Source organism: Pseudomonas sp. AU12215 (assembly GCF_001675465.2).
In the GTDB taxonomy this organism is placed as follows: Bacteria; Pseudomonadota; Gammaproteobacteria; order Pseudomonadales; family Pseudomonadaceae; genus Pseudomonas; species Pseudomonas nitroreducens.
The window spans coordinates 1-24,325 of record NZ_MACM02000189.1; the positions used below are offsets into that span (position 1 = coordinate 1).

The following is a 24,325-nucleotide window of genomic DNA, read 5'->3' on the forward strand; positions in this document are numbered from 1 at the left end:
GCGGCGCCGAGCAGGTCAGGCTGCACGCCGAACGCAACCTCGACACCTCCGTGGAGAACGACGAGACCCATAAGGTCAACCGGAACCGCACCAAACACATATCAGGAAGCGAAACCAATACGGTCGACACCGACCAGAACAATACCGTCTTGGGCATCACCAATAACCAGAATGGCGTGGTGAACAGCATGACAGGCCTAAGCGTTTCTCTGACTGGCCTGGCATTCAGCGCAACCGGATCGCAAAACGCTGTTGTCGGCTCGTCGATCGCTCTCTACGGCTCATCAATCAACACCGCAGGCTCGTGGGTCGTCAGCGCGCCTTCTGCAATCACCACCACCGGGTCATCAATCGCTACCACAGGGTCATCGATCAGTACGGCCGGAGCATCAATCGCGACTACTGGAGCGTCGATTAGCACCGTCGGAGTTTCCATCTCTCACGTCGGCTATTCGGTGACCTGTTGAACCTCATGAAAAAGCTGCCCACACCACACCTGGCAAACCTCTCGGGTCGCGCTCAACAGCACAACTGTTGCTCCTTCCCGAGTCGGCTCGAACACCTCAGCCCGCAGATCTTGAACGCTACCGACCACTCCACCGACGTCGCCAACAACTTCCACCCTGGCCACCGAGCACCAGAGCCGTCATCCGCCATGGCCTCTATCGAACTGATCCCATCGGGGGTATCGACATGAATCGTATCGTCACGCTTCAAGGCACATTCAGCGACAGCGATGTGCGTTTCCGCTCTCTGCGCGGCAAGGAGTCGCTGTCCGCGCTCTATGAGTTCGAACTGGAAGTCCTGAGCGCCAACTACAGCCTGGACATCAAGCAGACCCTAGGCAAGCCGTTGAGCCTCTCCATCGCCCTGGACAAAGGCACCCCACGTCAACTCGCCGGACAGGTCAGCCGCATGGAGCTGATCGGGCGCGAAAGCAACACCTCTCGCGACTACGTCTATCGCCTCAGCGTACGTCCCTGGCTGTGGTTCCTGACCTGTACCTCGGACTGCAAGATCTTCCAGAAGAAGAGCGTGGTGGAGATCCTCGACGAGGTCTTCAGCGACTACGACTATCCCGTGGAGAAGCGCCTGACCTCGACCTACCGTCAGTGGGAGTATTGCGTCCAGTATCAGGAGACCGACTTCAACTTCGTCAGCCGCCTGATGGAACAAGAAGGCATCTACTACTTCTTCGAACACAACGAAGCCGGTGAAACCCTGGTGCTGGCCGACGACATCAGCACCCTGACACCAATGCCCGGATATGCCGAGCTGGCGTACCTGCCGCCCGATCGTCTGGTTAACACCAGCGAAGTCGGCGTCACCCACTGGCAGGTCAGCGAGGAGGTACGCCCGGGCAGCTACATGGTCGGCGACTACGACTTTTCCAAGCCCAAGGCCGACATGCGCCAGCTGCAGATCAATCCGCAGCAGCACAGCAACGACCAGTTCGAGATGTACGACTGGATGGGCGGCTTCATCGACCAGGCGCATGCCGAAAGCTACTCGCGCATTCGCCTCGAAGAGGCCCAGGCTCTGCGCGAGCAGACCCGCGCGCAGAGCCAACTGCCCGCCATCATGCCCGGCTTCACCTTTACCCTGGATGGCCACCCGCGCAACAGCGAAAACCGCGACTACCTGGTGGTGAGTGCCGACTACGACTTCCATGAAGCGGGTTATGCCTYCGGCAGCGAGGAGGCGCGCTACGACACCCGTTTCATCGTTCAGCCCACCACGCAACCCTACCGGGCGCCACGCCTCACACCCCTGCCGCTTACCCATGGCCCGCAGACTGCCAGGGTGGTAGGCCCGGCCGGCGAAGAAATCTGGACCGACCAGTACGGCCGGGTAAAGGTGCAGTTCCACTGGGACCGCTATGGCCAGAGCAACGAGAACAGCTCGTGCTGGGTGCGGGTGTCCAGCAGTTGGGCCGGCTCGAACTTCGGTGGCTTGCAGATCCCCCGTATCGGCCAGGAAGTCGTGGTGAACTTCATCAACGGCATGCCCGATCGTCCGCTGATCGTCGGCTGCGTCTACAACGCCGACCAGATGCCGCCCTTCAACCTGCCCGCGGCCAGCACCCAGAGCGGCATCGTCACCCGTTCCCTGCAGCAGGGCACGACGGAGAACGCCAGCATGCTGCGTTTCGACGACAAGCGCGGCGCCGAGCAGGTCAGGCTGCACGCCGAACGCAACCTCGACACCTCCGTGGAGAACGACGAGACCCATAAGGTCAACAAGCACCGCACCAAGCACGTCCAAGGCAACGAAGCCAGCACCATCGGCGGCCACCAGCATCGCGAGGTGCACGGCAACATCAACACCCGCTCCCACCAGTGCATCAACATGGAAGCGCTGAAGAAGCTGTGCATGGAAGCCTGCGAAGAGATGAACCAGACCAGCCCCAGCCTAAACGAGCTGCTCGGCCAACTATTCAGCATGGTCGGCGCGCACATAAGCCTGACCGGCGCAAGCATCGCACTGACCGGCGCGGAGCTCGAGTGCACCGGGCTCCACGCCGGAGCAACGCTGATGAGGCTGCACGGCACCGGCTGCCATATCGGCAATCACGGCGCCAAGATCCAAAACATCGGCGCCGGCATCAACACCTATGGCGCACTGATCAGCATTGCCGGCTTCGCGCTCAACAACTACTCGACCCAGGTGAAAACCTGCAAATACAAGGTGACTTGCTAAGGGGCCCACGTCATGAAACTGATCAAGCCACTGCGCATGAGCCTGCTGCATCAGGTCTATCGCCGAGATCGCCGCTATCACATGGGTATCGCCGCGCTGGCCCTGGTGCCTCTGCGGGGCCAGGCCTGCCTGCTCACCGAGATGGAACTGTGGAAGCTGGCAGAGGAGCAACTACCAGGTGTCACGCTTGACGCAGCGATTCCCAAAGCATGCCCGGAGTTCCTCGTCAGCGGCAATGCCTACGGACATTACTGTGCGTCGGGAAAGGCGGTGTGCGAGGTGGCAGTCAGTGTCGGCGGGCTCGAAAAGCGCCTTCGCGTCACTGGCAATCGGTACTGGAGCGGTAATGCTCCCACGGCAGCACAACCCTTCGAGGAGCTGTCACTCGACTGGGCGCAGACATACGGAGGTGCAGAGTTTGCTGAGAATCCGTTGGGCAAGGGTATCGCGCGCGCGGACGAAACCCAGCCTCTGCCCAATCTGGAGCCACTCGATCAGTGTCTGCGCACGCCTGACGAGCCGGGCGTGCCAATCAACCTGGGTATGGTCGACAGCAACTGGCCTCAGCGTTACCGGCTGGCCGACGACTACGACCAGCGCTGGCTGGAGGAGGACTACCCAGGATTCTCGCGAAACATCGACTGGCACTACTTCAACGGCGCGCAACCGGACCAATGGTTCGAAGGGCTCAACGAGTTCCCGGGCGGAGCACACTATCGGCTTCAGAACCTGCATCCAGAACATGCCGACCTGAGTGGTCATCTGCCGGCGGTGCGGGCTCGATGCTTCCTGCGTCGCAACATGCTGGACAACCGGAATACCGAGGAAGTGCCATTACGCCTGACCACCGTCTGGTTCATTCCCCACTGCGAACGGGCGATCCTGATCTTCAATGGAAGCGTTCCCTGTAGCAGCTTCGACGGCAATGATATCGCCTGCCTGCTACTGGCCGCCGATGATCTCGAAGCGCCGCGCGACATGGAGTATTTCCACGGAGTACTCGAACGACGCCTGGAGCCACAGTACAGCGTCGAAAACGCCCTGAACGATGCAGAGCTCATCCCTGCCCCACTGATTGGCTCGGGCCTCGAGGCATTCGCCCCGCAAAACTTACCCAGCAATGCGCTGATGGAGCGCCTGAACCTACGTGCCGCAGCCGAGCGCGAAAAGCTCATCGCCCACTTGGCAACGCTCCCAAAGACCGCCGCTACGCCAGTCGTGCAGCTACCCGAGCCCGTCGTACTGACGGCTACCGCACCTCCTGCGCCGGAGAACATCTCGACTTTCATCAAGGCCCACGAACAAATCCGCAAGGACGCCGAAACCAGGCTACAGACGGCGATAGACGACCTTCGTGTTCGAGAGGCCAAAGCAAAGGCACTCAACCCTCCGCAAATCGACGAAAGTGCCAAGCCCAACCCACGAAAACCCAGACAAGTGGTGGAGAAGCTACGTCAAGAGTTGCGCGATGAGCGCGCCAGCCAACGCATTCCAGCCGAACAGCGTCAGCAGATGGAGGCCGTCCTCGACAGCGGAGGCGCACAGCTGCAGAGCACTCTCACCCTCGCAGGCCATTTGCTGGACGCCCAGCCACAGCTCGACGCATTGACGTCGCAGAACCTGCGCCAGCTGATTCAAGACTACCTGCGACAAGGGTTGCCGCTGGCGGCGCTGGAGCTGGCCGGCGCCAATCTCGCCGGTATGGATCTACGCGGAGCCGACCTCTCCGGTGCGGACCTGGACTCGGCCAACCTGACCGCTTGCAACCTGGCGGCAGCCAATCTGCAAGGTACCTTGTTGACGCGAGCCAACCTGACGCATGCCAACCTCGAGGAGTGCAAGCTCGCCGATGCCAACCTGGGCCTGGCACAAGCCCGCCAAGCCTCGTTGCGCGGCGCGGACCTTAGCCGCGTTTGCCTGGAGCAGAGCAATCTGAGCGATTGCGATCTGAGCAAGACGACGCTGCGCGATGTGCGCTTGAAGGACGCCAAGCTCATCAACCTCAATCTTACCCAGGCCAAGGTCGAGAATCTTTTCCTGGAGGGGGCTGAGCTTGAGCAACTGTGCCTGCACCAGGCACAGATAGACAACCTGGCGTTCTATGGTTGTACGCTGCGCGATGTCGATTTCAGCCAGGCCCATATTCGAGGGCTGACGCTCATCGAGACCGATGCCAGCCACGGCATCAGTTTTCAGGCGGCGCAGATCAGGAAGTCCAGTTTCATCGGTGCCAGCAACCTTTCATTTGCGGATTTTTCGGCCTGCGAGATGGAGGAAGTCTGCCTGCGCAATACAAGGCTGGAAGGCGCCGACTTCACCTTCAGCCATTTGCGCCAGACCGATCTCAGCGATACCGACTTGCGTAGCAGCCGGCTGGACCATGCCGATCTGGATGGCAACCTGTTGATTCGCAGCGACCTTCGCGGCGCCAGCATACGCAACGCCAGTCTGGTATCGAGCATCCTCCAGGGCGCCTTGCTGGCAGAGGCCGATCTGTCCAACAGCAACCTGTTCCGCGCCGATTTTGGCGAAGTATTGCTGGACAGCACTACCCGGCTCGAGGGCTGCTATCAGGAGCGGATCAAATGGTTGCCCCGCCGCCTCCCGGACTTCGCTGAGGGGCAAGCATGAGCATCGCCGAATTCCGCCGGCGCCTGGAACACGGCGAAGAGCTTAGAAATCTGGACTGCAGCGGTCTACGCGAGGAGAACGCATCCTGGGCGGGACAAATGTTCGACAACGTCGCGCTGGAGAGTGCCTGGCTACCCGGTGCCAATCTGGCCGACTGTGTATTCATCAACTGCCAGTTGAGCCACGCCGAGCTGAGCGGCAGCGACCTCTCCCGCGCACACTTCATCGAGTGCTCGCTGAGCGCCGCCAGCCTTCGACGCACCCGTCTGGACGGTACCAGTTTTCTTAACTGCAACCTCAGCGAATGCCGCTTCGACGCTACTCACACGACCGAAAGCCGCTTTGTCGGAGGCACGCTGGAGAAAGCCAGCTTCGTCGCGGCCCAGATAGAGCAGACACTGTTCGACGCGCCACTGGCGCAAGCTGACTTCTCTGCGACCCAGATGCAGAGCACAGTCTTCCACGAGTTGGACCTCAAGCAGTTCAGGCTGGCCGGAGCACGCCTGCACAAGGCGGTATTCCTTGCCTGCGATCTACAGGGACAGGTACTGCGGAATCTGGACATCGAAGGTTGCCAGTTCGTCGACTGCCAGATGCAGAACATCGACTTGCAGAATGCCCAGTTGCGCCAATGCAACTTCAGCAACGCCACTCTGCAAGGTGCTCGACTGGATAGTGTCCAAGCTCCCCTGGCAATTTTCCTGCGAGCCGACCTGAGCGGGGCCTCGTGCACGCAAGCGGAGCTTTCCAGCTCACTGTGGGTGGAAGCGCAGCTCACCCAGGTCAATTTCGAAGACAGCAAACTCAATCAGGCAATTTTCCAACGCGCCCGAATCCACTCGAGCAGTTTCCGCCGTTGTCAATTGCATTACGCCGACTTCACCTACGCCAACCTGCAGAGCACCGATTTTCGCGACGCGCACTTTCAGCACAGCCAGTTCCACGCCGCCCAACTCGAGGACGTGCACTGGGGTAATCAGGCCGGAGTGTTGTTCGAGGATCCAGAACTCACCGCAGCCGAACGCTGGTCAGCCGAGAGCAAGCAGCAGAGCCGGGCTTTCCGTCAGGCATTACAACAGGTCCTTCCGGAGCAAGGAGACACACCATGAATACCTCGCGAACTCTTCTGAAAAAGCCGCTACCGCCTACTTACGAGCCTACCGGCCGGATCATCGAAACTGCCGGTGAACGTGGTTTTCTGGTCGCCCGTGGTCAATTACGGCAGATCTGTACCCAGGCATTCGGTTGCCTCGTGCGGCCCAACGCTGGTGATCGGGTGCTGCTCGCCGATGTCGACGGCGACACCTTCATCCTCAGCGTGCTCGAACGCCCTGGCACCGAGCGCCCCACATTGCGCCTGCCCTACGGCCTGGATATCGAAAGCGGCGCAAAAGTGCGCATCACCGGCACAGCAGTCGAGCTGGCACCGGAAACCCTGCGCCTGCGCGCTAGAGAACTGGATTGCCAGGCCGCCACCCTGACCTACAGCTGCGGTGAAGCCCGTGGTTTCATCGGCATCGGAAAGCTGGTCGGACGGACCCTCGAACTGCTCGCCGACAAGTGGGTACAGATCAGCAAGCAGAGTTTCCGCATCAGCGAACAGCTGGAATGCGTTCGCGCTGGCGAGTTGGACTGCGAAGCGACACAGAGCCTGCGCCTGCATGGCAAAAACACGCTGATCAGCGCCGACCAGTTGAGCAAGCTGGACGCACGTCAGATCCACATCGGATGAGGAGATCGCCATGTTCGCTAACTCTCAAGTAGGCGGTACCGATGTCGCCAGCCCGGACGTCTGCCTCACGCCACCACTGCCAGCAGCCATCGCCTACACCAACTCCGCAGCGGGCAATAGAGCGATTCCCAATGTTCAGAACGTACTGCTCTGCGGCGGCCCGGCGCACAACATGGGCACCGTCGTCCCCCAGACCAGCGGCGATGGTCCCGGTGTCGTCGGTGGTGTCGGCTCCGGCACCGTGATGTCGTCATCGCGCCATGTCACCGGCGCCAATACCGTCATCCTGCAAGGCATGCCGGTCACCCGAATGACCAGCACCTCCAAACAGAACTCCGGCAATGCCAGCGGTTCGCGCACCGAGCCAAGCCAGAGCAAGGTTGTGGTGCTTTCCGCGTGATCCCGCGACCCAGCAACTGCCATTGAGCCCGGCGCAGACGAAGTAACCGAACGATGAAACTCACCGTCACCGAATACGCCGGCGAGCCTCTAGCTCAGAGCCTATCGGCGCAGTTCCATGCCCCAGGCGGGATTGTCGGTCGCAGCACCGGGTGCCACCTCGTGTTGAGCGATCCCGACCGGCGCATTTCGCGTTTGCAGGCGGTAGTCAGTCATCGCCACGACTGCTGGTATCTGCGCAACACCAGCCCAACGACAGTGATCGAGGTCAATCAGCAACGCCTTGAGCTCAACCAGGAGTGCCAATTGCTGGGTGGCGAGCACCTGCGGATCGGCCCCTACCTACTACGCAGCGAGGCCAACAACGACATGCCGTTCCCTGATCGCCCCCATGCCGTGGAACCCACAAGTCTTAACCATCTCTTATCACCGCCCTCATCCGACGCGGCCAGTGAAACCAAAGAGCCTGACAGGACGAATCCATTTGCCGATCTGCTCGACACTGTCTCGTTACCGCCATCTCCTCAGGTAGATGTGTCGCCTTTCGATCTACGGAATCCAAGTGCTGCGAGCCTGGAGCGGCCGTGGGCCGCGCCGTCGCTCTTCGGTCAGATGCCAGAGCACGACAACTCTCTGCTCAGCACCCAGGCGTCGGTCTTTCCTGGCGAGCCACCTTCCGTCGTGCCGGATCCTCTTCGCGATTCTTCGCTCGATCCGTTGGCGCTGTTCGAACAGCCAGCACACCCCGTCGACTTGCTGGAGAACCTTGGGCCGTCCGTCCTCGCCAATTACGCGCAGACACCGACCGTGACATTCGAATCCCCGCGCGAGGTGTTCAACCAGGGCACGACCATGGACAGGGCCGATATCGGTCGGATCTCTCTGCGACTGGGCCAGGTTCCCGAGCCTAAGCCTATTAAACCGGACACCTCCCCCCCGCTGACAGAGCTCATAGATGCTCCGGCCAGCTACCCGCCAAGCGACGCGATAATGCCGGGATTCACCGACCTGCTGGACAACCCCGGAGCACTCCCTCTCGCCGAGCCACTGGAGCCCATCCCTTCTGCGCCGGTAAACGAGCTGCAGGTAAAGGCAATCACCCGCAGTGACATCGGCGAACTGTTCCATCGGGCTCAGACGGGACAGCTCTACACCTCCGGACCCGGCCGAGCCAGAGCGGCGACAATGCCGCCGGCATCACGCAGACCCCTCGACGAGCCAACAACCAGGACGCGCAGCACTCCTGCAGATCCGTCCGGGAGACTGCGGTTGCCCACGCATAGCGAACCCGCCCAGGCAGATCCGCAGGACGACGCCGGCAAGACCGAGTTCAGCGTGGTTGGCAGTAGGTCCCTGGTCGCACCGCAGCTGGCCCCACTCCAGGAGCCAAAGACTTCTCCAGACGACTCGTCCCCCGAAATGGCGCCGGCCCGGCAGGACGAGATGCAGTTGGAAGGTGCGCGCGCCATCGCAAGCTTCATGAAAGCTGCTGGCATAGAACAGGCCAAACCCTCGGCCATGCCACTGGAAGAGCGCATGGCGCAGCTGGGTCGACTGCTCAAACTGTTTACCGACGGCACCGTACGCCTGATGTCCTCCCGCACGCTGATCAAGCACGAAGTCCACGCAGAGCTCACTCGGGTCATGGAGTCGGCGAACAACCCATTCAAGATTCTGCCCTCGGGGCAAGCCGTACTGATTCAGATGTTCGGCCAGCACCTGCCCGGTTTCCTTCCACCTGAACAGGCAATCGATGAAGCGCTGGCCAATCTGCAGCACCACCAGTTGGGCGTTCTGGCGGGGACCCGCACAGCCTTGTTCGAGTTGATCAGTGAACTCAATCCAGAACGCAGCGAAATAAACAACGGTCCGCGCGGCCTGCTCGACCGGCTGCTTCCCTCTCGCATGGAGGCTCGCCGCTGGCGGCATTACCACGAACACTACCAGGCAGTGCTGGCCCAGTTGGAAAACGAAGATTTCTACCGCCTGTTTGGTGAAACCTTCCGCCGCGCCTATGAGGATGAGATTGATCGTTGCTCAACGGCCAACAGCCGCCAAACGGAGATATCGGTGTGAACCTCAGCCGTAGAGTCCTTTGCCCTGCAGTTTCCGGAAAAAGGCGATCCTCAAAGGGCCCCAAACTGTTTAGTTGCTGCTTGCTGGCCGGTTTGTCCACTGTCATCTCCGGCTGCTCGCTGTGGAGGAGTGACCAGCCCAGCCCTCCGTCTGCAGAGATGCTTAAGGACTTCCACTACACACTTTCGCTCAAGGCCGACGAGGACATCAATCGCGATGGATCCGGCCGGGCAATGCCCGTGCTGCTCAACATCTTCGAGCTGCGCAGCCCGGGAAACTTCGAGATGACCGACTACTTCGATCTGCGTAACAACGCTCAGATGCGCCTGGGCCAGGACCTGCTGCGTAGCGATCAACTGATGGTCTGGCCGGGTACCAGTGACCAGCGCAAGTACTCCAGCTCCTCGCCACCTGCATTGCTTGGAGTGGTCGCCGGATACCAGCAACTGGAGGGGCGCACATGGCGCGTCCTGATCCCCATTTCCTCCGCTGTGCCGGCCAAATCCGTCGAGAGCGACGACACGGCCACGGACAAGGCGCAATCGCCGGACCACGACATCAGTATTGACGTGGTGATCAGCCAGGACGGACTGCACGTCCTGACGCCCACCCAGCAGGAATGACTAAGGACAGACGCATGAGCAGATCCGATTCGTTATCCAGCGCTCAGGCTCATACCCTGGGCCCACTGTGGACCGAGGGCATGTACTTGCGCCCACAACACTTCCAGCAGTGGGAACGCTACATGGAGCACTATCTGGAGCGCCGTTGCCGCGGTCTCGGAGGAGCGTTCTGGGGCTTCCTCGAGCTGGAGCTGGATTCGCAGATGCTCGAGCTGGGCAAGGTGGCGCTCCATCGCGCCCGCGGGGTGATGCCCGACGGTACACCGTTCACCTTCAGCACCCCCGGCGACTGCCCGCAAGCGTTGGACTTCCCTCCTACCGCAAAGGGGGCCGAGGTAGTGCTCGGGTTGCCACTGCGACGCCCCGGCAGCGAAGAGGTGCTGTTCGAGGACATCGAAGGTTCGCCCGCTCGCTACTGCGCAGCGGAAGCCGAGATGGCTGACTCCAATGCGATTGCCCTGGGGCCGGCACAACTGCAACTGGCCCGCCCAAGATTTCGCCTGGCGCTGCGGGAGGATCTGAGCGACGCCTACCAGGCCATTGGCGTGGTGCGCGTAGCCGAGCGAGGTGCTGACCAGCGTCTGCGGCTGGATGAGAACTACATTCCACCGCTGCTGGATTGCATGGCACACAACACACTCAGCGGATTCGTCAAGGAAGTTCACAGCCTGCTTCAACAGCGCTCCCATGCTCTTGGCCAACGCCTCTCGCAGCCTGGGCGAGGCGGCGTGGGCGAAGTTGCCGACTTCATGCTGCTGGAGCTGGCGAACCGCTCCCTGGCCAGCACCTGGATGGCCCAACAGGAACTGCAACGTCACCCCGGCGAGCTATTCCACGACTGGCTGAAGCTGGCCTTCGACCTGGCCACGTTCACCGCTGCCAACCGCCAGCCGCCGCTATGGCCTCGCTATGTCCACGACGATCTTCAGCAGAGTTTCGAGCCGTTGATGAAGAACCTGCGCCAGGCCCTATCCACCGTACTGGAGCAAAGTGCCATCTCCATCGCCCTGCAGGATCGCGGACACGGTGTGCGGGTGGGTGCTATTCCCAGCCCGGACCTGCTGCGCGAGGCAGGCTTCATCCTCGCCGTACACGCCGAGCTGCCTGGTGAAGTGGTCCGCACGCGCTTCCCGGCGCAGGTCAAGCTCGGCACCGTGGATCGCATCCGCGACCTAGTGCAACTGCAATTGCCCGGCATCGGTGTTCACGCCCTGCCGTTGGTGCCCCGCCAGATTCCCTACAACGCCGGCTATCTCTACTTCGAGATCGAGAAGCGAGGCGAGATGTGGCAGCAGTTGCAGCGAACCGGCGTATTGGCCCTGCACCTCGCGGGGGAATTCCCCGGTCTTGAAATAGAACTCTGGGCCGTGCGCGGCTGATATCCAGGAGTAGTCCCATGCATTGCAATAGCACGGACAAGAGAGGCAGCGCATGGAGCTGAGCCTCTCGCGAAACCCATTCGGCAATCCAAACGAGCCCCGCATTACTGCCAGCCCCGAGCCACAGCATGGCAGCCAGGCCGCGCTGCAAGCCGAACTCAACCAGGGCACGGCAGGTAATGTCCTGCTCGCCGCCGCCAATCCGCTGCTCAACCTGGCGCCGCAGATCCGCACCCTGACGCAACACAAGGACCCCGATGCACTGCATCGGCATCTGGTAGAGGAAATTCGCCGTTTCGAACGCCAGGCGCAATTACTCAGGATTCCCAACGAGACGATCATCGCCGCGCGTTATTGCCTGTGCACGGTGCTCGACGAAGCGGCTGCGCTGACTCCCTGGGGAGGAGGTACCTGGGCCACCCGTAGCCTGCTGGTGACTTTCCACAATGAAGCCTGGGGCGGTGAAAAATTCTTCGTGCTGCTGTCGCGACTGGCAGCTTCGCCGCAACAGCACAGCAACCTGCTGGAGCTGCAGTACTACTGCCTGAGCCTGGGTTTTGAAGGCCAGTACCGCATCATGGAGAACGGCCGGAGTGCGCTCGAGCTACTCAAGCAACGGCTGCTGGCAATACTCAGCGGCAAAGGAGGAGCAGGCGACCTGCTATCGCCCCACTGGCGCAGTGAGGTGGAGAACACTGGCAGCCTTCGCCAATCTATTCCGTTCTGGGTCTACGCCTCGCTAGGCGTGTTACTTCTCGCACTGTTCTTCAGCGGCCTGCTGCTGGCACTACAGGGCCCGGTCGATCGCCTGGCGCTAGCCATCGGCGGAGTGCGTCTGGCGAAGCTGGACTTCAATATGCCCAGTGTCACTCCGCTGGCCGACTTTCTCGCTCCGGAAATTTCCCAGCACCTTTTGTCGGTGCGCGAGGAGAACGACCGCAGCGTCATCGTGATCCGAGGCAACGGCGTCTTTGCCTCGGGCGCCAGTCAGGTAAAACCCTCCTATCTGTCGGTGATCAAGCGCATCGGCATGGCCCTGCAGAGCCGCAAAGGGCGCGTGGAGGTGCTCGGTTACACCGACAACCAGCCGATCCGCATCAACCTCGGTCTCCGCTCCAACCTCGAACTTTCCGCCACTCGCGCCTCGGCTGTACGCGATCTGCTGAGCGAAGACCTCGGGGCGAACCGCGTCGGCTTCAAAGGCATGGGTGAAGACCATCCCCTCACCAGCAACGACACCGCCGAAGGCCGAGCGCTCAATCGTCGAGTCGAAATTGTTCTGTACAAGCCGGGAACATCCCAGGAGAGAACCCGATGAGCCGGTGGTTCCGTTGGTTGTGGAGCCCACTGACGTGGGCCCTGCTGGGGCTGATCGCCCTGTCCTTGCTGATCTGGCTGGTAGGTCCGGAAGTGGCTATCGGCCGTCATCGACCACTGTACAGCGAGACTTCGCGGATCGCCCTGATCAGCCTGCTGTTCGCGTTGTACCTCCTGCTCTTCGGATGGCGACGTCTCCGTACGGCGTACACCAATAGCCAACTGCTCGAACATCTGCGCAGACGCAACAAGAACGGCAGCCTCGCTGATGCACAGCTGGCGGAGCGCTTCGACGCCGCCATCGAAACCCTCAAGCAGGCACGCTTTGACAAGGGTGGCTTGAGCGGTTCGCTGCAGCGCCTGTCGCGTCAGTATCTCTACCAGTTGCCTTGGTACATTTTCGTCGGTGCACCCGGCTCCGGTAAAACCACCGCACTGCTCAACTCCGACCTTGAGTTTCCGCTTGCCGGCAGCCTCGGCAAGGCTGCCGTCGAAGGCGTCGGAGGCACCCGTCAATGCGACTGGTGGTTCACCAATGAAGCGGTGCTGATCGATACCGCCGGCCGCTACAGCACCCAGGACAGCGACCAGGCCGTCGACAGCGCCGAGTGGAACAGCTTCCTCGGCTTGCTGAAGAAGTACCGGCCACGGCAACCCATCAATGGTGTCATCCTCACCTTGTCGGTCGCCGACCTGCTCGACAGCAGTGCCCAGGAACAGGCGCGCCACGCCCGCGAGCTGCGCAAGCGCTTGCAGGAGTTGAACCGGCAACTGGGGATTACCTTCCCTGTCTACGTGCTGGTCACCAAGCTTGACCTGTTGGCAGGCTTCAACCAGTACTTCGCATCGCTCAGCCGCCAGGAGCGCAGCCAGGTCTGGGGCTTCACCCTGCCCTTGGCGGAGCAAAGCGGCAGAAACCCGGACCTCGCCGGCCAGCTGACCCGGGAGTACGGCCTGCTGTACCACCAGTTGCGCCTCGCCACACCGGCGCGACTGGCAGAAAGCCGTATCCTCGAAGACAACGCCAGGGCCTATTTGCTTCCGCAGGAGTTTGCTGTCCTCGAAGAACCCCTACGGCGCTTCCTGCTGGAAGTGTTCAACACCTCGAAGTTCGAATTCCCGGTCTTGCTGCGCGGCCTGTATTTCAGCAGCGGTACCCAGGAAGGCACGGTGTTCGACCGGGTGATGGGCGCGATCAAGCGCAATCTCGGTCTGCCGGACATCCCGCAAACCTCGCAAAGCACTGAAGGGGGGGGGCGTGGGTTCTTCCTCAAGGATCTGATGCAGAGCGTGATCTTTCGCGAGACCAGCCTGGCTGGCCGCAACCTGGTCTGGGATCGCCGTCGCCGCTGGCTCCGGAGTGGGGCTGGCTTAGCGTTGGTCCTGTTGCTGGCCCTGGGTGGTTGGGCGCTCTGGAACGCCTATGAGCTGAACCGCAACTACCTCGTCGAAGTCAGCGAAAAACTGCCGCAACTGCAGCTGAACGGCCAGACCATCCAGAGCGAGGCAGGAGATATTCTGCAGGTACTCCCCTGGCTCGACAGCCTGGACGTACTGCCAAGCAGCGCGCGCTTCGATGTTCTCGACCCGCCTTGGCGCTATCGCCTGGGGCTATACCAGGGGCGAACCGTTCAGCAGAGCGCCAATCTGCTCTACCAGCACGGCCTGCGCGATATGCTGTTGCCGCAGGTCGCCAACTATATCCAGCAGCGCCTGCGGCGTGACGCTCTGAACAACAACTACACCTATGAAGCGCTGAAGGCTTACCTGATGCTCTACGAGCCAACGCATTACGACGGTGCGTTCCTGCGCGACTGGCTGTACATCAACCTCAAACATGAATTGCCCGACGGCTTCACCGAAGCCGAAGGCGAGCGCCTTGAACATCACCTGCAAAGCCTGCTGGAGCACGGCCCAGTGCGCTCGCCCTACCCGATCGACGACGACCTGGTCGCGCGCACCCGACTGGAGCTGGCGCGCCTGCCCCTGGTGCAGCGCGCCTACCAGCGCGTGCGCTATCAGTTGCTGCTGGACGAACCCGCCAACGCCTTCACCATTGCCTCGGCAGCAGGACCAGAGGCGGTCCAGTCGTTGCGCCGCAAAAGCGGCTTGCCATTGACTGACGGCATTCCCACGCTGTTCACCTATGTCGGTTATCACCAGTTGTTCATGCCGAATGCCCTGACGCTGCTGGTACAGTTGCAGAGCGATGATGCCTGGGTGCTGAACCTGCCGCTGCAGGCGAACGAACTACTGCCTGGCAACCAGGCAGGCCTGTTCCGCCAGGTCCAGGTGCTCTACCTCAATGAGTACGTGCAGGTTTGGGACAGCTACCTGAACGATCTCACTCTGGTACCGCTCGGCTCGCTGATTCAGGCAGCACAAGTCTCGCGTGCACTGTCAGCAGCAGACTCACCGCTGGAGCGTTTCATCCGCGCGGCAGCGCAGGAAACCACCTTGCTGCGGCCGCTGGACAAGCACACCAAAACCCTCGTCGCGCGAGCTGACAGCAGCCTTGCCAGTACCCGCTCGCGCCTGCAACGACTGGTTGGCACACTCGACCCGGACGACAAGCCAAAGGCCCAGGCCAAACCGGAAGCCCCCGAGCACATCGTCGACGACCACTTCCTGCCTCTGCGCCTGATGACCCAGCAAACGGCGCCAGGACAAGTCGGACCGCTGCAGAACCTGCAGCAGTTACTCAATGAACTGTACGTCTACTTGACCGCGACCGAGTCAGCCTTGCGAACCGGCAATCCACCGCCAGCCTCCGACATCCTCAGCAAGCTGCAGGCTGACGCCGGACGTTCGCCGCTCAACATTGGCGAGATGCTCGGCTCCTTGTCCGAGGTCACCCAGAAGCAAACCAAAGCAGTCGAGCGCAACAAGCTGCAACGCGACATGGGTGGGTCGATAGGAGTGTTCTGTCGGCGCGCAGTGCAAGGGCGCTATCCCTTCCGAGCCAACGCAGCACAGGAGGTAGCGGTCGGCGACTTCTCCCGCCTGTTCGCTCCCAATGGTCTGTTCGACAGTTTCTTCCAGAGCAACCTCGCCAGCAAAGTGAACATGGCCACTTCGCCGTGGAGCTTCAACCCAGGGTTCTCCGGGCAGGCTGGCGACCTGCGCGCCTTCGAGCGCGCGAGCATGCTGCGCTCGGTATTTTTTGCCAGCGGCAACAATCTGTCGATCGACCTGCGCGTGCGCGTTCTAAGCATGGACCCGGAAATATCACGGCTGAGTTTCGATGCTGGCGGAAGGACCCTGGAATACATGCACGGCCCACAACTCCCGCTAAGCGTGAGTTGGCCAACCCCACAAGGAAACGACCACGTACAGCTCAGCATCGATACTCGCGATGGCCATAGCGCGAACCTGACCAGACAAGGTCTGTGGGCACTGCACCGGCTATTCGATGTGGCCCGCATAACCCCCGGCAGTTCGCCCGACGTATTCGTCGCACACTACACCCTCGACGGCCACGATCTGGCCCTGGAAGTACGCACCAGCAGTATTGACAATCCGTTCAAGCTTGCCGCCTTGCGTGACTTCCGTTGCCCGGGCCTGAGCGCCACTCTATGAACGATCTACGGCAGCCCCCTGGCTGGTATGGCAAGCTGCCCGGCACGGGAGACTTCGCTTCCCGTCGCCTGAGCCCGGAAGTGGTCCGCTGGTGGGCCAACTGGTTGCAACGCAGCCTGCAATCTCAGAACGAGCGCTACGCTGGCTGGCAACAACGCTACGTACGAGCACCGCTGTGGAACTTCATAGTCCCAGGCTCGACGGAGCTCCCCGGATTGCAGTTGGGCTGCATTGCCCCGAGTTGCGACCGGGTCGGGCGCTACTACCCGCTGTGTCTGCTGCTGCCAATAGACACCACGGGCATTATCGAGCCCGAGGTGCTGCGCAGCGCAACCCAGGAGCTGACCTATCTGGGCTACCGCATCCTCGAGGGCATTCGTCGAAGCTTCTCGCCGGAAGCCCTTGACCAGGTCCTGGCCGAGGCCTGCCCTCTCGATCCCCTGCCTTATCCTCCCTTCTGGCCCGAACTCGCCCTTTACGCGAACAGCGCCGAGACGAGCAGCTACTGGTGGACCAACCCTGCTTCCGGCGGCCCGATGCGTCGCCATGTCCACCATGGGCCGCTAAACAACCTGCTGTTCAATCACCTGTTCGACGGCCGTTACGGCGAAAGCTGATCCATGCATGCCTCAGGCTCGCGACTCCACGGGCAGGCCCTGCCAGTCGGCTATCGGCTGGACGGCTTCGACATCCTCGGGACTATCGGTCACGGTGGCTTCGGCAACGTCTATGCCGCTGTCGAACTCGCCTCGCGCCGGACGGTAGCGATCAAGGAATACCTGCCCCGCCAGCACGTAGTACGCGGCAGCCATGGGCAGCTCTGCCCGCAAACGGCGGCAGCCGGGGAGTGCTTCCGGATAGGTTTGCAGCTTTTCCTGGACGATGCGCGCGTTCTCGCTGACCTGCGGCACCCAGCACTGTTACCTGTCGAACGCGTGTGGCAACAAAACGGCACCGCCTACTTCAGCATGCCCTGCTACGCCGGAGTGACCCTGCAACAACTTGCCGAAGACCCCAAGCGTCAGCTGGACGCTACGTGGCTAGAACCTACCCTGGGTCGCCTACTGGGAGCCCTGGAGTCGCTCCACCGCCGGGGCTACCAGCACCGGGACATTTCCCCGGACAACATCATCCTCGATACCAAGGGTCTGCCAGTGCTGCTCGACTTTAGCGGCGCTCGGCAGCACAGGGAAAGGACCACCGGCCCTGGCGCACTACCGACCAAGCCTGGCTACTCCCCACTCGAGCAGTATGTCGGGGAGGGCCATGACCACGGAGCCTGGAGCGATCTGTATGCCCTGGGTGCAGTCATGTATTGCCTGATCGCCCGCAGGACACCTCCGTCGTCACTGGCGCGCAGTGTGCAGGACACATTGGTCCCTCTCAGTTCAATGGGGCTGGCGGCGTACTCGGCTCGCACTCTTGCCGCGATAGATCGGGTGCTGTCCCTGCACCGGCAGGATCGTCCGCAATCGGTGGCCGAGTTCGCCGCCGATCTGGCCTTGAAACGGCGGGGCGATATTTACCTGCCTGGCACTGCCAGCCAGCGCTCCGCAGGGTCCGTAGGCTCTTCCCCGTTGCAACTCGACATCGGACATGAGCGACACCTCTGGACGCTTCCAGCCGCCACATTGCTGGCGGCGCTTGCCCTCTTCTGCTGCCTGGGGCTGGCCCTCGACGCCACGAAGCCACACCGCTCGCTTGTCATTAAAAATCGCCTGGCCGATCAGGCGAAAGCACTTCCTGTTCTGCAGGCTGCACAAGAACTGAAATGACTACGCGACGAAATCGCCCTGGAGTTGTTCCAGCAATACCTGGATCCGCGCCAGGCGCACGGTGGGATCGTTCATCTCCAGCAGCACCTGCTTCTGGTCTCGCTCGAAGGGCAGCAGATAGGCGAGCTGGCAGGCCAGTTCCTGCTGGCCATTGACCTCGCCACCCATCTCCAGCGCCGACACCATGGGGTGCATGGACAGCGCTTCGAGCAGCGCGGCGAGATCGTCGTGTTCCTTGGTCAGCGGCTGGTTCGGCTGCTCGTCCAGCCACTCCACCTCAGCCACCGTCAGCTGGTCCGTCTGCACGTTGGCGGAGAGCACGCGGAAGCGCCGGCCCCCCTCAACACGGATGCCCAGCAAGCCGTTGGACTGCTGCTTCCAGTCCTTGATATGCGCTTCGCAGCCGACCAGGCTGTAGCGCTCCGGTGCATCGCCGACTTCCTCGCCCTCGACGATGGCCACCACGCCGAATCCGCCGTTCTGCTTCATGCAGCGGCCGATCATGTCCAGGTAGCGCGCCTCGAAGATCTGCAGGTCGAGGCGGCAGCCGGGGAACAGCACGGTATTGAGGGGGAAGAGCGGAAAACTCATGGGTACTCCCATTTTCGATCAGAGCCTGTTTACGATCGTGCGAGCTAGAGCCGTAGTAGGCGGCAAGCGCCTGAAGAGCGGAGTTTACTGCTGTAAATGAGCATCTGAGGGCGTTTGCCAACGCCCTACAGCCGACGCGCAGCAGATCGTCAACAGGCTCTCAGGCGATCAGCGCTACCGCCAACGGTAGCAGCACAGCGGTGGCCACGCCCATCAGGCTCATCGCCAGGGCGGCGAAGGCGCCGCATTCCTCGCCCTCCTGCAAGGCGCGGGAGGTGCCCACGGCATGGGCGGTCATGCCCAGCGCCATGCCTTGCGCAGCCGGATGGTGGACGCCGAAGCGGCGCAGCAGTTCCGGGCCGAGGATGGCGCCGAGCACGCCGGTAATCAGCACGAACACCGCCGCCAGCGCCGCCACGCCGCCGATCTGGCTGGCCACCAGCATGGCGATGGGCGAAGTCACCGACTTGGGCGCCAGGCTCATCAGCAATTCGTGGTCGACGCCGAACAGCCAGCCCAGGCCGATACCCAGCGCGGTGGCGAACAGGCCGCCGACCAGCAGGGTAATCAGCGTCGGCCAGAACAGTTGGCGGATGCGCTTGAGGTTGAGGAACAGCGGCACGGCGAGGGCGACGGTCGCGGGGCCGAGGAGGATGGTCAGCACCTTGGCACTGTTGCTGTACTCGCTGTAGTCGATGCCGCACGCCAGCAGCACCGCGATAACGATCAGCATCGACACCAGCACCGGCTGCAGGAATACCCAGCGTGTACGCTCATAGGCGGCCAGCGCCAACTGATAAGCGCCCAGGGTGACGCCAACGCAGAACAGCGGATGGTGGATAACGGAGTCCACCGCGCCTTGCCAGTCGAACATCAGGCGTTCTCCTTCTGCTTGCGCTGGCGGTCGATGAGCTTCTGCATCAGCCAGCCGGCGAACACGAAGGACACCAGCAGCGACAACGCCAGTGCGCCGGCGATCGCCCAGAAGTCCGCGGCGATCTGCTTCGCGTAGGCCATAACACCGACCGCCGCCGGCACCAGCAACAGCGGCAGGTAGCGCAGCAGCGAGGCAGCCGCCTCGTTGACCGGCTTGCTCACCTCGCCGTTCCACACCAGGAAGGCGAACAGCAGCACCAGCCCAATGATCGGGCCGGGGATCATGTGCAGGATGAGAGCATTCAGGCCCGTGCCGAGCAGTTGGAACAGCACCAGCCAGGTCAGGCCGCGTAGCAACATCAGAAAGATCTCCAGCGCAATATGCCGACATTATGCCCGCCCAGCGCCCGCTATGGCGCGGCATTCGCCCAAAGCATGAATGCTTGACCGCTCCTGGGCGCCATGCTGATCTACAGGCGGATTTCACGTAGGCCGTACTAGAAGAACAACGCATTCCCCGGAGGAAACATGGCATTCGTACCCGTAAGCGCACTGAAGGACTACATCGGCAAGGACCTGGGCCATTCGCAGTGGATCACCATCGATCAACAGCGCATCAACCAGTTCGCCGAGTGCACCGAGGACCACCAGTTCATCCACGTCGACCCGGAAAAGGCGAAGAAGACGCCCTTCGGCGGCACCATCGCCCACGGCTTCCTGTCGCTGTCGCTGATCCCGAAACTCTGCGAGGGCCTGCTGGTCCTGCCGGAAAACCCGAAGATGGTGGTCAACTACGGCCTGGACAGCGTGCGTTTCATCCAGCCGGTACCGGTGGATTCGCGCGTGCGCCTGCAGGTGACCATCACCGACATCACCGAGAAGAACCCCGGCCAGTGGTTGATCAAGGCGCGCTGCACCCTGGAGATCGAAGGCCTGCCCAAGCCGGCCTACATCGCCGAATCCCTGAGCCTGTGCTTCGTCTGACGGCCCGCTCGCAGCGATGAGAAAAAAGCCCGCGACCGCGGGCTTTTTTGCGTCACACTGCCAGTGCGCCCCTCCGCCGATGCGAGCCTCCCGATGCCACGCCACCTCCTTCCCCTGAGCCTCGTCCTGTTCCTCGCTGCCTGCGGCGAGGGCGAACCACTGACGCCACCGGACGCCCGCCTGCCCGACGGCGCGCGCTACCGCGGCGAGCTGGTGAACGGTCAACTGCAGGGGCCGGGGCGGCTCGATTACAGCAACGGCGCCTGGTACGAGGGCGGCTTCGACAAGGGCCTGCAGAGCGGCCAGGGCAAATGGAACGACGGCAACGGTACAAGCTACGAAGGTGAGTTCCGCAACGGAATATTCGAAGGGCGCGGCCGCCTGCAATATGCCGACGGCAGCGTCTACGAAGGCCAGTTCAAGCGCGGCGAGTTCGACGGCGAAGGCCGCCTTGCGCAGGGCGGCACTACCTATAGCGGCGGTTTCCGCAAGGGTCGCTACGAAGGCCTGGGCAGCCTCGAACAGCCCGACGGCACCCGCCACCAGGGCACCTTCGCCAAGGGCGAGGCCAACGGCGAAGGCGCCCGTCGGGATAGCCTGGGCAACCAGTACAGCGGCACTTTCAGGAACGGCGTGCTGGAGGGCAAGGGCATCTTCCGCGACGACGCGGGCGACCAGTACAGCGGCGAGTTCCGCAACGACCAGTTCGAGGGGACCGGGCGCTTCCAGAATGCCGACGGCGATGTCTGGTTCGGCCGCTTCAAGGCTGGCGCGCTGAGCGGGCCGGGCGAGTTCATCGGCACCGACGGCAGCCGCTACCAGGGCGAGTTCCGCTTCTGGCGCTTCGACGGCAAGGGCACGCTGACGCGCTCCGATGGCCAGGTCTACAGCGGCGGCTTCGCCCGCGGCGAATACTCGGGCGAAGGCACCCTCACCCGCAGCGACGGCAGTCTGCAGAAAGGCGTCTGGAATGCCGGGCAACTGCGCCAGGATGCCACCGGTAAGCGGCTGCCCAATCCACTGGAAGTCGGCTTGCTGGAACAGGGCGCGTTGCTGGAGAAGGAACTGGCCGCCATCCCGCCATCCACTCCGGCGATCGAGCTCTATGGCGTCAGCCTCGGCGGCGACGGCAAGCAGAGCGTGTTCCTGCGCGAGGCCGACTACGTCGCCAACCTGCTCGGCGAACGCTTCGGCGCGCGCGGCGTGGTGCGCCTGGTGAACCATCGCGACCACCTCGCCGACCGCCCCATGGCCACCCGAGAAACCCTGGCCCGCACGCTGCGCACCATCGCCGAACGCAGCGGCCCGGAAGACCTGGTGTTCATCTACCTGACCAGCCATGGCTCCCATGACCACCAGTTGGTGCTGGACATGCCGGAGCTCAAGCTCGACGACCTGCCGGCCAGCGAACTGGCCAGCCTGCTCGCCCCGCTCAAGGACCGCGACAAGGTGCTGGTGATTTCCGCCTGCTACAGCGGTGGCTTCATCCCCGCGCTCAAGGACGACAAGACCCTGATCATGACCGCCGCACGCAGCGACCGGGTGTCCTTCGGCTGCTCCGAGGAGGCCGACTTCACCTACTTCGGCGACGCGCTCTTTGCCAAGGCCCTCCGGCAGACCGACGACCTCAAGCAAGCCTTCACGCTGGCCAGCGCTACCGTGGCCAAGCGCGAGAAGGAGGAAGAGTTCGAACCATCGGAGCCGCAACTCTGGGCGCCGAAGGCGGTCATTACTCGCTGGCAGGCCCTGCGCGCGCAGCAGTCGCACGGAGAGCTGGCGCTCGGCAATACCGATGCGCAGGCAAAACGACAGGGTGGCAACTAAGCTGGAAAGTGTGTCAGAGGGGAAACACAGATGTACTCGAAACCGACGAATATCCTGCTAGCGGGCGCCACCGGCCTGACCGGTGAACATCTGCTCGACCGCATGCTCAACGAGCCCACGGTCAAGCGCGTCATCGCTCCGGCCCGAAGGAAGCTGGCGGAGCACCCACGCCTGGAAAACCCCATCGGCCCGCTGGCCGAGCTCATCCCGCACCTGGTCCAGCCGGTGGACACGGTGTTCTGCTGCCTGGGCACCACGCTCAAGGAAGCCGGCTCCGAGGAGGCCTTCCGCAGTGTCGACTTCGACCTGCCGCTGGCCCTGGGCGAGCGTGGCCTGGCACTCGGCGCGCGGCACTATATCGTGGTCAGCGCACTGGGCGCGGACAGCAAGTCGTCGATCTTCTACAGCCGGGTCAAGGGCGAGTTGGAGGATGCCCTGCGCCAGCAAGGCTGGCCGCAGCTGACCATCGCACGGCCATCGCTGCTACTGGGTCAGCGTGAGGAAATCCGCCTCGCCGAACTGCTCGCCGCGCCCTTCTCGCGCATCCTGCCGGGCAAGCTGCACGGCATCGAAGCCATCGCCCTGGCCCGCGCGCTCTGGCGCCTGGCGCTGGAAACCGGCAAGGGTAGCCGCGTCGTCGAATCGGACGAGTTGCGCAAGCTGGGCAAGTGACCTTCCTGGCCGGTAGGGCAATGGTCTTCTTCTGGAAAAACGATGCCCAGGCCTTCCCCTCACCCCAACCCTCTCCCAATGGGAGAGGGAGCAGTCCTCCGCGACAAGTAACGGCCACAGTTCTCCTGATGTTTCAGGGAGCGATGCGCTGCCCGGACAGCACCGATCAGTCCCCTCTCCCTTTTGGAGAGGGTTAGGGTGAGGGCCGGCCACCGCACCAAACCCCGTTCGCGAGCAAGCTCGCTCCTACAGGATCGGGCTCAGTTCCCGCCCCATACCTGCAGGCCAACCCCCAGTTCCGCGGCGATCGACAGAGGCAGCAGCAAGGTGTCGAGCAGCGCGCTGCCGGGCAGGTCGAGGCCGGGATAGGCCGGCGCGTCGGTGCCGAAATGATCCTTCGGGCAGCAGCCGCCATTCAGCGAATACCAGTCCAGCCGGGTGCCGGCGTAGATCAGCGGATCGCCGGGGCGGCTGTCGTTGAGGGTCTTCACGGTGGCGCAACCGCCCAGTTGCAGCAGCAGCAGGGCGGCGAGGAGCTTATTCGTCACTGACAAGATGGTGTTCGCCCCAGCGCGGCAGCATGTCCTGGGGGATGCCCAGTTGATTGAGGATGCGCGCGACGACGAAGTCGATCAGGTCGTCCACCGTCTGCGGCTGGTGATAGAAGCCCGGAGCGGCCGGCAGGATCACCGCGCCCATATTGGACAGCTTGAGCATGTTCTCCAGGTGGATGCTGGAGAACGGTGCCTCGCGCGGCACCAGGATCAGCTGGCGACGCTCCTTCAGTGCCACGTCGGCGGCGCGTTCGATCAGGTTGTTGCAGGCGCCGGTGGCGATGGCCGAGAGCGTCCCCGTCGAGCAGGGTACCACCACCATCGCGCTGGGCGCGCCGGAGCCGGAAGCCACTGGAGCCATCCAGTCTTCCTTGCCGTACACGCGGATCTGCCCAGGGGCGGCGCCGGTGTACTCGCTGAGAAAGGCCTGTATCGCCTGCGGCTTGCTCGGCAGGGTCACGTCGGTCTCGGTGGCCACCACCAGTTGCGCGGCCTTGGAGATGAGGAAGTGCACCTCGCGGTCTTCCTGCACCAGGCAGTCGAGCAGGCGCAGGCCGTACTGGGCACCGGAGGCGCCGGTCATGGCAAGAGTGACGCGTTCGGCTCCCCCCAT

Annotated in this window: 20 protein-coding genes and 1 pseudogene; 16 read left to right on the plus strand and 5 right to left on the minus strand. The window is 62.6% G+C overall.

Annotated elements, in window-relative coordinates; translation table 11 throughout:
- The 13 genes and pseudogenes from A9513_RS36260 to A9513_RS33380 form a co-directional block, all read left to right on the plus strand.
- A pseudogene (locus tag A9513_RS36260) lies at positions 1-467 on the plus strand (hypothetical protein); the annotation flags it as partial.
- A gap of 226 nt (positions 468-693) precedes the next feature.
- Positions 694-2,700, plus strand: a complete 2,007-nt coding sequence (locus tag A9513_RS33320; protein WP_065086580.1) for a type VI secretion system Vgr family protein — start codon at positions 694-696, stop codon at positions 2,698-2,700.
- 12 nt (positions 2,701-2,712) lie between these two features.
- Positions 2,713-5,331, plus strand: a complete 2,619-nt coding sequence (locus tag A9513_RS33325; RefSeq protein WP_024764705.1) for a DUF2169 domain-containing protein — start codon at positions 2,713-2,715, stop codon at positions 5,329-5,331.
- Positions 5,328-6,440, plus strand: coding sequence for a pentapeptide repeat-containing protein (locus A9513_RS33330; RefSeq protein ID WP_024764704.1), 1,113 nt, complete (start codon positions 5,328-5,330; stop codon positions 6,438-6,440). Before A9513_RS33325 ends, A9513_RS33330 begins: the two co-directional genes overlap by 4 nt.
- Positions 6,437-7,063, plus strand: coding sequence for a DUF3540 domain-containing protein (locus A9513_RS33335; protein ID WP_081754018.1), 627 nt, complete (start codon positions 6,437-6,439; stop codon positions 7,061-7,063). Before A9513_RS33330 ends, A9513_RS33335 begins: the two co-directional genes overlap by 4 nt.
- A 10-nt stretch (positions 7,064-7,073) precedes the next feature.
- The gene (locus A9513_RS33340) at positions 7,074-7,463 is read left to right on the plus strand and encodes a PAAR-like domain-containing protein (RefSeq protein WP_024764702.1); all 390 of its coding nucleotides are present in this window, start codon (positions 7,074-7,076) and stop codon (positions 7,461-7,463) included.
- A gap of 53 nt (positions 7,464-7,516) precedes the next feature.
- A complete protein-coding gene (tagH, locus tag A9513_RS35315; RefSeq protein ID WP_082032826.1) occupies positions 7,517-9,538 on the plus strand; it encodes a type VI secretion system-associated FHA domain protein TagH in 2,022 nt (673 codons plus the stop codon).
- Positions 9,535-10,161 carry a type VI secretion system lipoprotein TssJ gene (tssJ, locus tag A9513_RS33355; protein ID WP_226045956.1) on the plus strand — a complete coding sequence of 209 codons (627 nt, stop codon included), beginning with the start codon at positions 9,535-9,537 and terminating at the stop codon, positions 10,159-10,161. Before tagH ends, tssJ begins: the two co-directional genes overlap by 4 nt.
- 14 nt (positions 10,162-10,175) lie before the next feature.
- Positions 10,176-11,540 (plus strand): type VI secretion system baseplate subunit TssK, encoded by a 1,365-nt coding sequence (tssK, locus tag A9513_RS33360; RefSeq protein WP_051445641.1) that lies wholly within the window; start codon positions 10,176-10,178, stop codon positions 11,538-11,540.
- Between the two features lie 52 nt (positions 11,541-11,592).
- Entirely contained in the window at positions 11,593-12,858 is a 1,266-nt protein-coding gene (gene icmH / locus A9513_RS33365) for a type IVB secretion system protein IcmH/DotU (protein WP_065086581.1), read from the plus strand.
- On the plus strand, positions 12,855-16,436 hold the full coding sequence (gene tssM / locus A9513_RS33370; RefSeq protein ID WP_065086582.1) for a type VI secretion system membrane subunit TssM: 3,582 nt from the start codon (positions 12,855-12,857) through the stop codon (positions 16,434-16,436). Before icmH ends, tssM begins: the two co-directional genes overlap by 4 nt.
- On the plus strand, positions 16,433-17,053 hold the full coding sequence (tagF, locus tag A9513_RS35320) for a type VI secretion system-associated protein TagF (protein ID WP_083196268.1): 621 nt from the start codon (positions 16,433-16,435) through the stop codon (positions 17,051-17,053). Before tssM ends, tagF begins: the two co-directional genes overlap by 4 nt.
- Before the next feature lie 3 nt (positions 17,054-17,056).
- Entirely contained in the window at positions 17,057-18,211 is a 1,155-nt protein-coding gene (locus A9513_RS33380) for a serine/threonine-protein kinase (protein ID WP_065086584.1), read from the plus strand.
- On the opposite strand, the gene A9513_RS33385 is transcribed toward A9513_RS33380, so the two are convergent.
- The 3 genes from A9513_RS33385 to A9513_RS33395 all read right to left on the minus strand — a co-directional run bounded on the left by A9513_RS33385 (position 18,212) and on the right by A9513_RS33395 (position 20,038).
- Positions 18,212-18,802: an LON peptidase substrate-binding domain-containing protein gene (locus tag A9513_RS33385; protein WP_024764693.1), complete on the minus strand. Its 591-nt coding sequence runs from the start codon at positions 18,800-18,802 to the stop codon at positions 18,212-18,214.
- A gap of 160 nt (positions 18,803-18,962) precedes the next feature.
- Positions 18,963-19,676, minus strand: coding sequence for an LrgB family protein (locus tag A9513_RS33390; protein WP_081754013.1), 714 nt, complete (start codon positions 19,674-19,676; stop codon positions 18,963-18,965).
- Positions 19,676-20,038, minus strand: a complete 363-nt coding sequence (locus A9513_RS33395; protein WP_024764691.1) for a CidA/LrgA family protein — start codon at positions 20,036-20,038, stop codon at positions 19,676-19,678. Before A9513_RS33395 ends, A9513_RS33390 begins: the two co-directional genes overlap by 1 nt.
- Before the next feature lie 168 nt (positions 20,039-20,206).
- Between A9513_RS33395 and A9513_RS33400 the strand changes: the two genes are divergently transcribed.
- From A9513_RS33400 to A9513_RS33410, 3 genes are all read left to right on the plus strand, one after another.
- Positions 20,207-20,662: a MaoC family dehydratase gene (locus A9513_RS33400; RefSeq protein WP_017521697.1), complete on the plus strand. Its 456-nt coding sequence runs from the start codon at positions 20,207-20,209 to the stop codon at positions 20,660-20,662.
- A 93-nt stretch (positions 20,663-20,755) separates the two neighbouring features.
- Entirely contained in the window at positions 20,756-22,486 is a 1,731-nt protein-coding gene (locus tag A9513_RS33405; protein ID WP_065086585.1) for a C13 family peptidase, read from the plus strand.
- Positions 22,487-22,516: 30 nt separating this feature from the next.
- A complete protein-coding gene (locus A9513_RS33410) occupies positions 22,517-23,158 on the plus strand; it encodes an oxidoreductase (protein WP_024764689.1) in 642 nt (213 codons plus the stop codon).
- 260 nt (positions 23,159-23,418) lie between these two features.
- Here the strand turns inward: A9513_RS33410 and A9513_RS33415 are convergent, their stop codons facing one another.
- Positions 23,419-23,706 (minus strand): YceK/YidQ family lipoprotein, encoded by a 288-nt coding sequence (locus A9513_RS33415; RefSeq protein WP_024764688.1) that lies wholly within the window; start codon positions 23,704-23,706, stop codon positions 23,419-23,421.
- Complete coding sequence (gene ubiX / locus A9513_RS33420; RefSeq protein ID WP_024764687.1) at positions 23,696-24,325, minus strand: flavin prenyltransferase UbiX; 630 nt, start codon at positions 24,323-24,325, stop codon at positions 23,696-23,698. Before ubiX ends, A9513_RS33415 begins: the two co-directional genes overlap by 11 nt.

Bases quoted from the DNA above. Each gene is read 5' to 3' on its own strand.
- tssK (WP_051445641.1), top strand. From the start codon at position 10,176: ATGAGCAGATCCGATTCGTTATCCAGCGCTCAGGCTCATACCCTGGGC.
- A9513_RS33385 (WP_024764693.1), bottom strand. From the start codon at position 18,802: ATGAGTTTTCCGCTCTTCCCCCTCAATACCGTGCTGTTCCCCGGCTGC.
- A9513_RS33335 (WP_081754018.1), top strand. From the start codon at position 6,437: ATGAATACCTCGCGAACTCTTCTGAAAAAGCCGCTACCGCCTACTTAC.
- ubiX (WP_024764687.1), bottom strand. From the start codon at position 24,325: ATGGGGGGAGCCGAACGCGTCACTCTTGCCATGACCGGCGCCTCCGGT.
- A9513_RS33405 (WP_065086585.1), top strand. From the start codon at position 20,756: ATGCCACGCCACCTCCTTCCCCTGAGCCTCGTCCTGTTCCTCGCTGCC.
- A9513_RS33410 (WP_024764689.1), top strand. From the start codon at position 22,517: ATGTACTCGAAACCGACGAATATCCTGCTAGCGGGCGCCACCGGCCTG.
- A9513_RS33380 (WP_065086584.1), top strand. From the start codon at position 17,057: ATGCATGCCTCAGGCTCGCGACTCCACGGGCAGGCCCTGCCAGTCGGC.
- tssM (WP_065086582.1), top strand. From the start codon at position 12,855: ATGAGCCGGTGGTTCCGTTGGTTGTGGAGCCCACTGACGTGGGCCCTG.
- tagF (WP_083196268.1), top strand. From the start codon at position 16,433: ATGAACGATCTACGGCAGCCCCCTGGCTGGTATGGCAAGCTGCCCGGC.
- A9513_RS33395 (WP_024764691.1), bottom strand. From the start codon at position 20,038: ATGTTGCTACGCGGCCTGACCTGGCTGGTGCTGTTCCAACTGCTCGGC.
- icmH (WP_065086581.1), top strand. From the start codon at position 11,593: ATGGAGCTGAGCCTCTCGCGAAACCCATTCGGCAATCCAAACGAGCCC.
- A9513_RS33325 (WP_024764705.1), top strand. From the start codon at position 2,713: ATGAAACTGATCAAGCCACTGCGCATGAGCCTGCTGCATCAGGTCTAT.
- A9513_RS33400 (WP_017521697.1), top strand. From the start codon at position 20,207: ATGGCATTCGTACCCGTAAGCGCACTGAAGGACTACATCGGCAAGGAC.
- A9513_RS33390 (WP_081754013.1), bottom strand. From the start codon at position 19,676: ATGTTCGACTGGCAAGGCGCGGTGGACTCCGTTATCCACCATCCGCTG.
- tagH (WP_082032826.1), top strand. From the start codon at position 7,517: ATGAAACTCACCGTCACCGAATACGCCGGCGAGCCTCTAGCTCAGAGC.
- A9513_RS33330 (WP_024764704.1), top strand. From the start codon at position 5,328: ATGAGCATCGCCGAATTCCGCCGGCGCCTGGAACACGGCGAAGAGCTT.
- A9513_RS33340 (WP_024764702.1), top strand. From the start codon at position 7,074: ATGTTCGCTAACTCTCAAGTAGGCGGTACCGATGTCGCCAGCCCGGAC.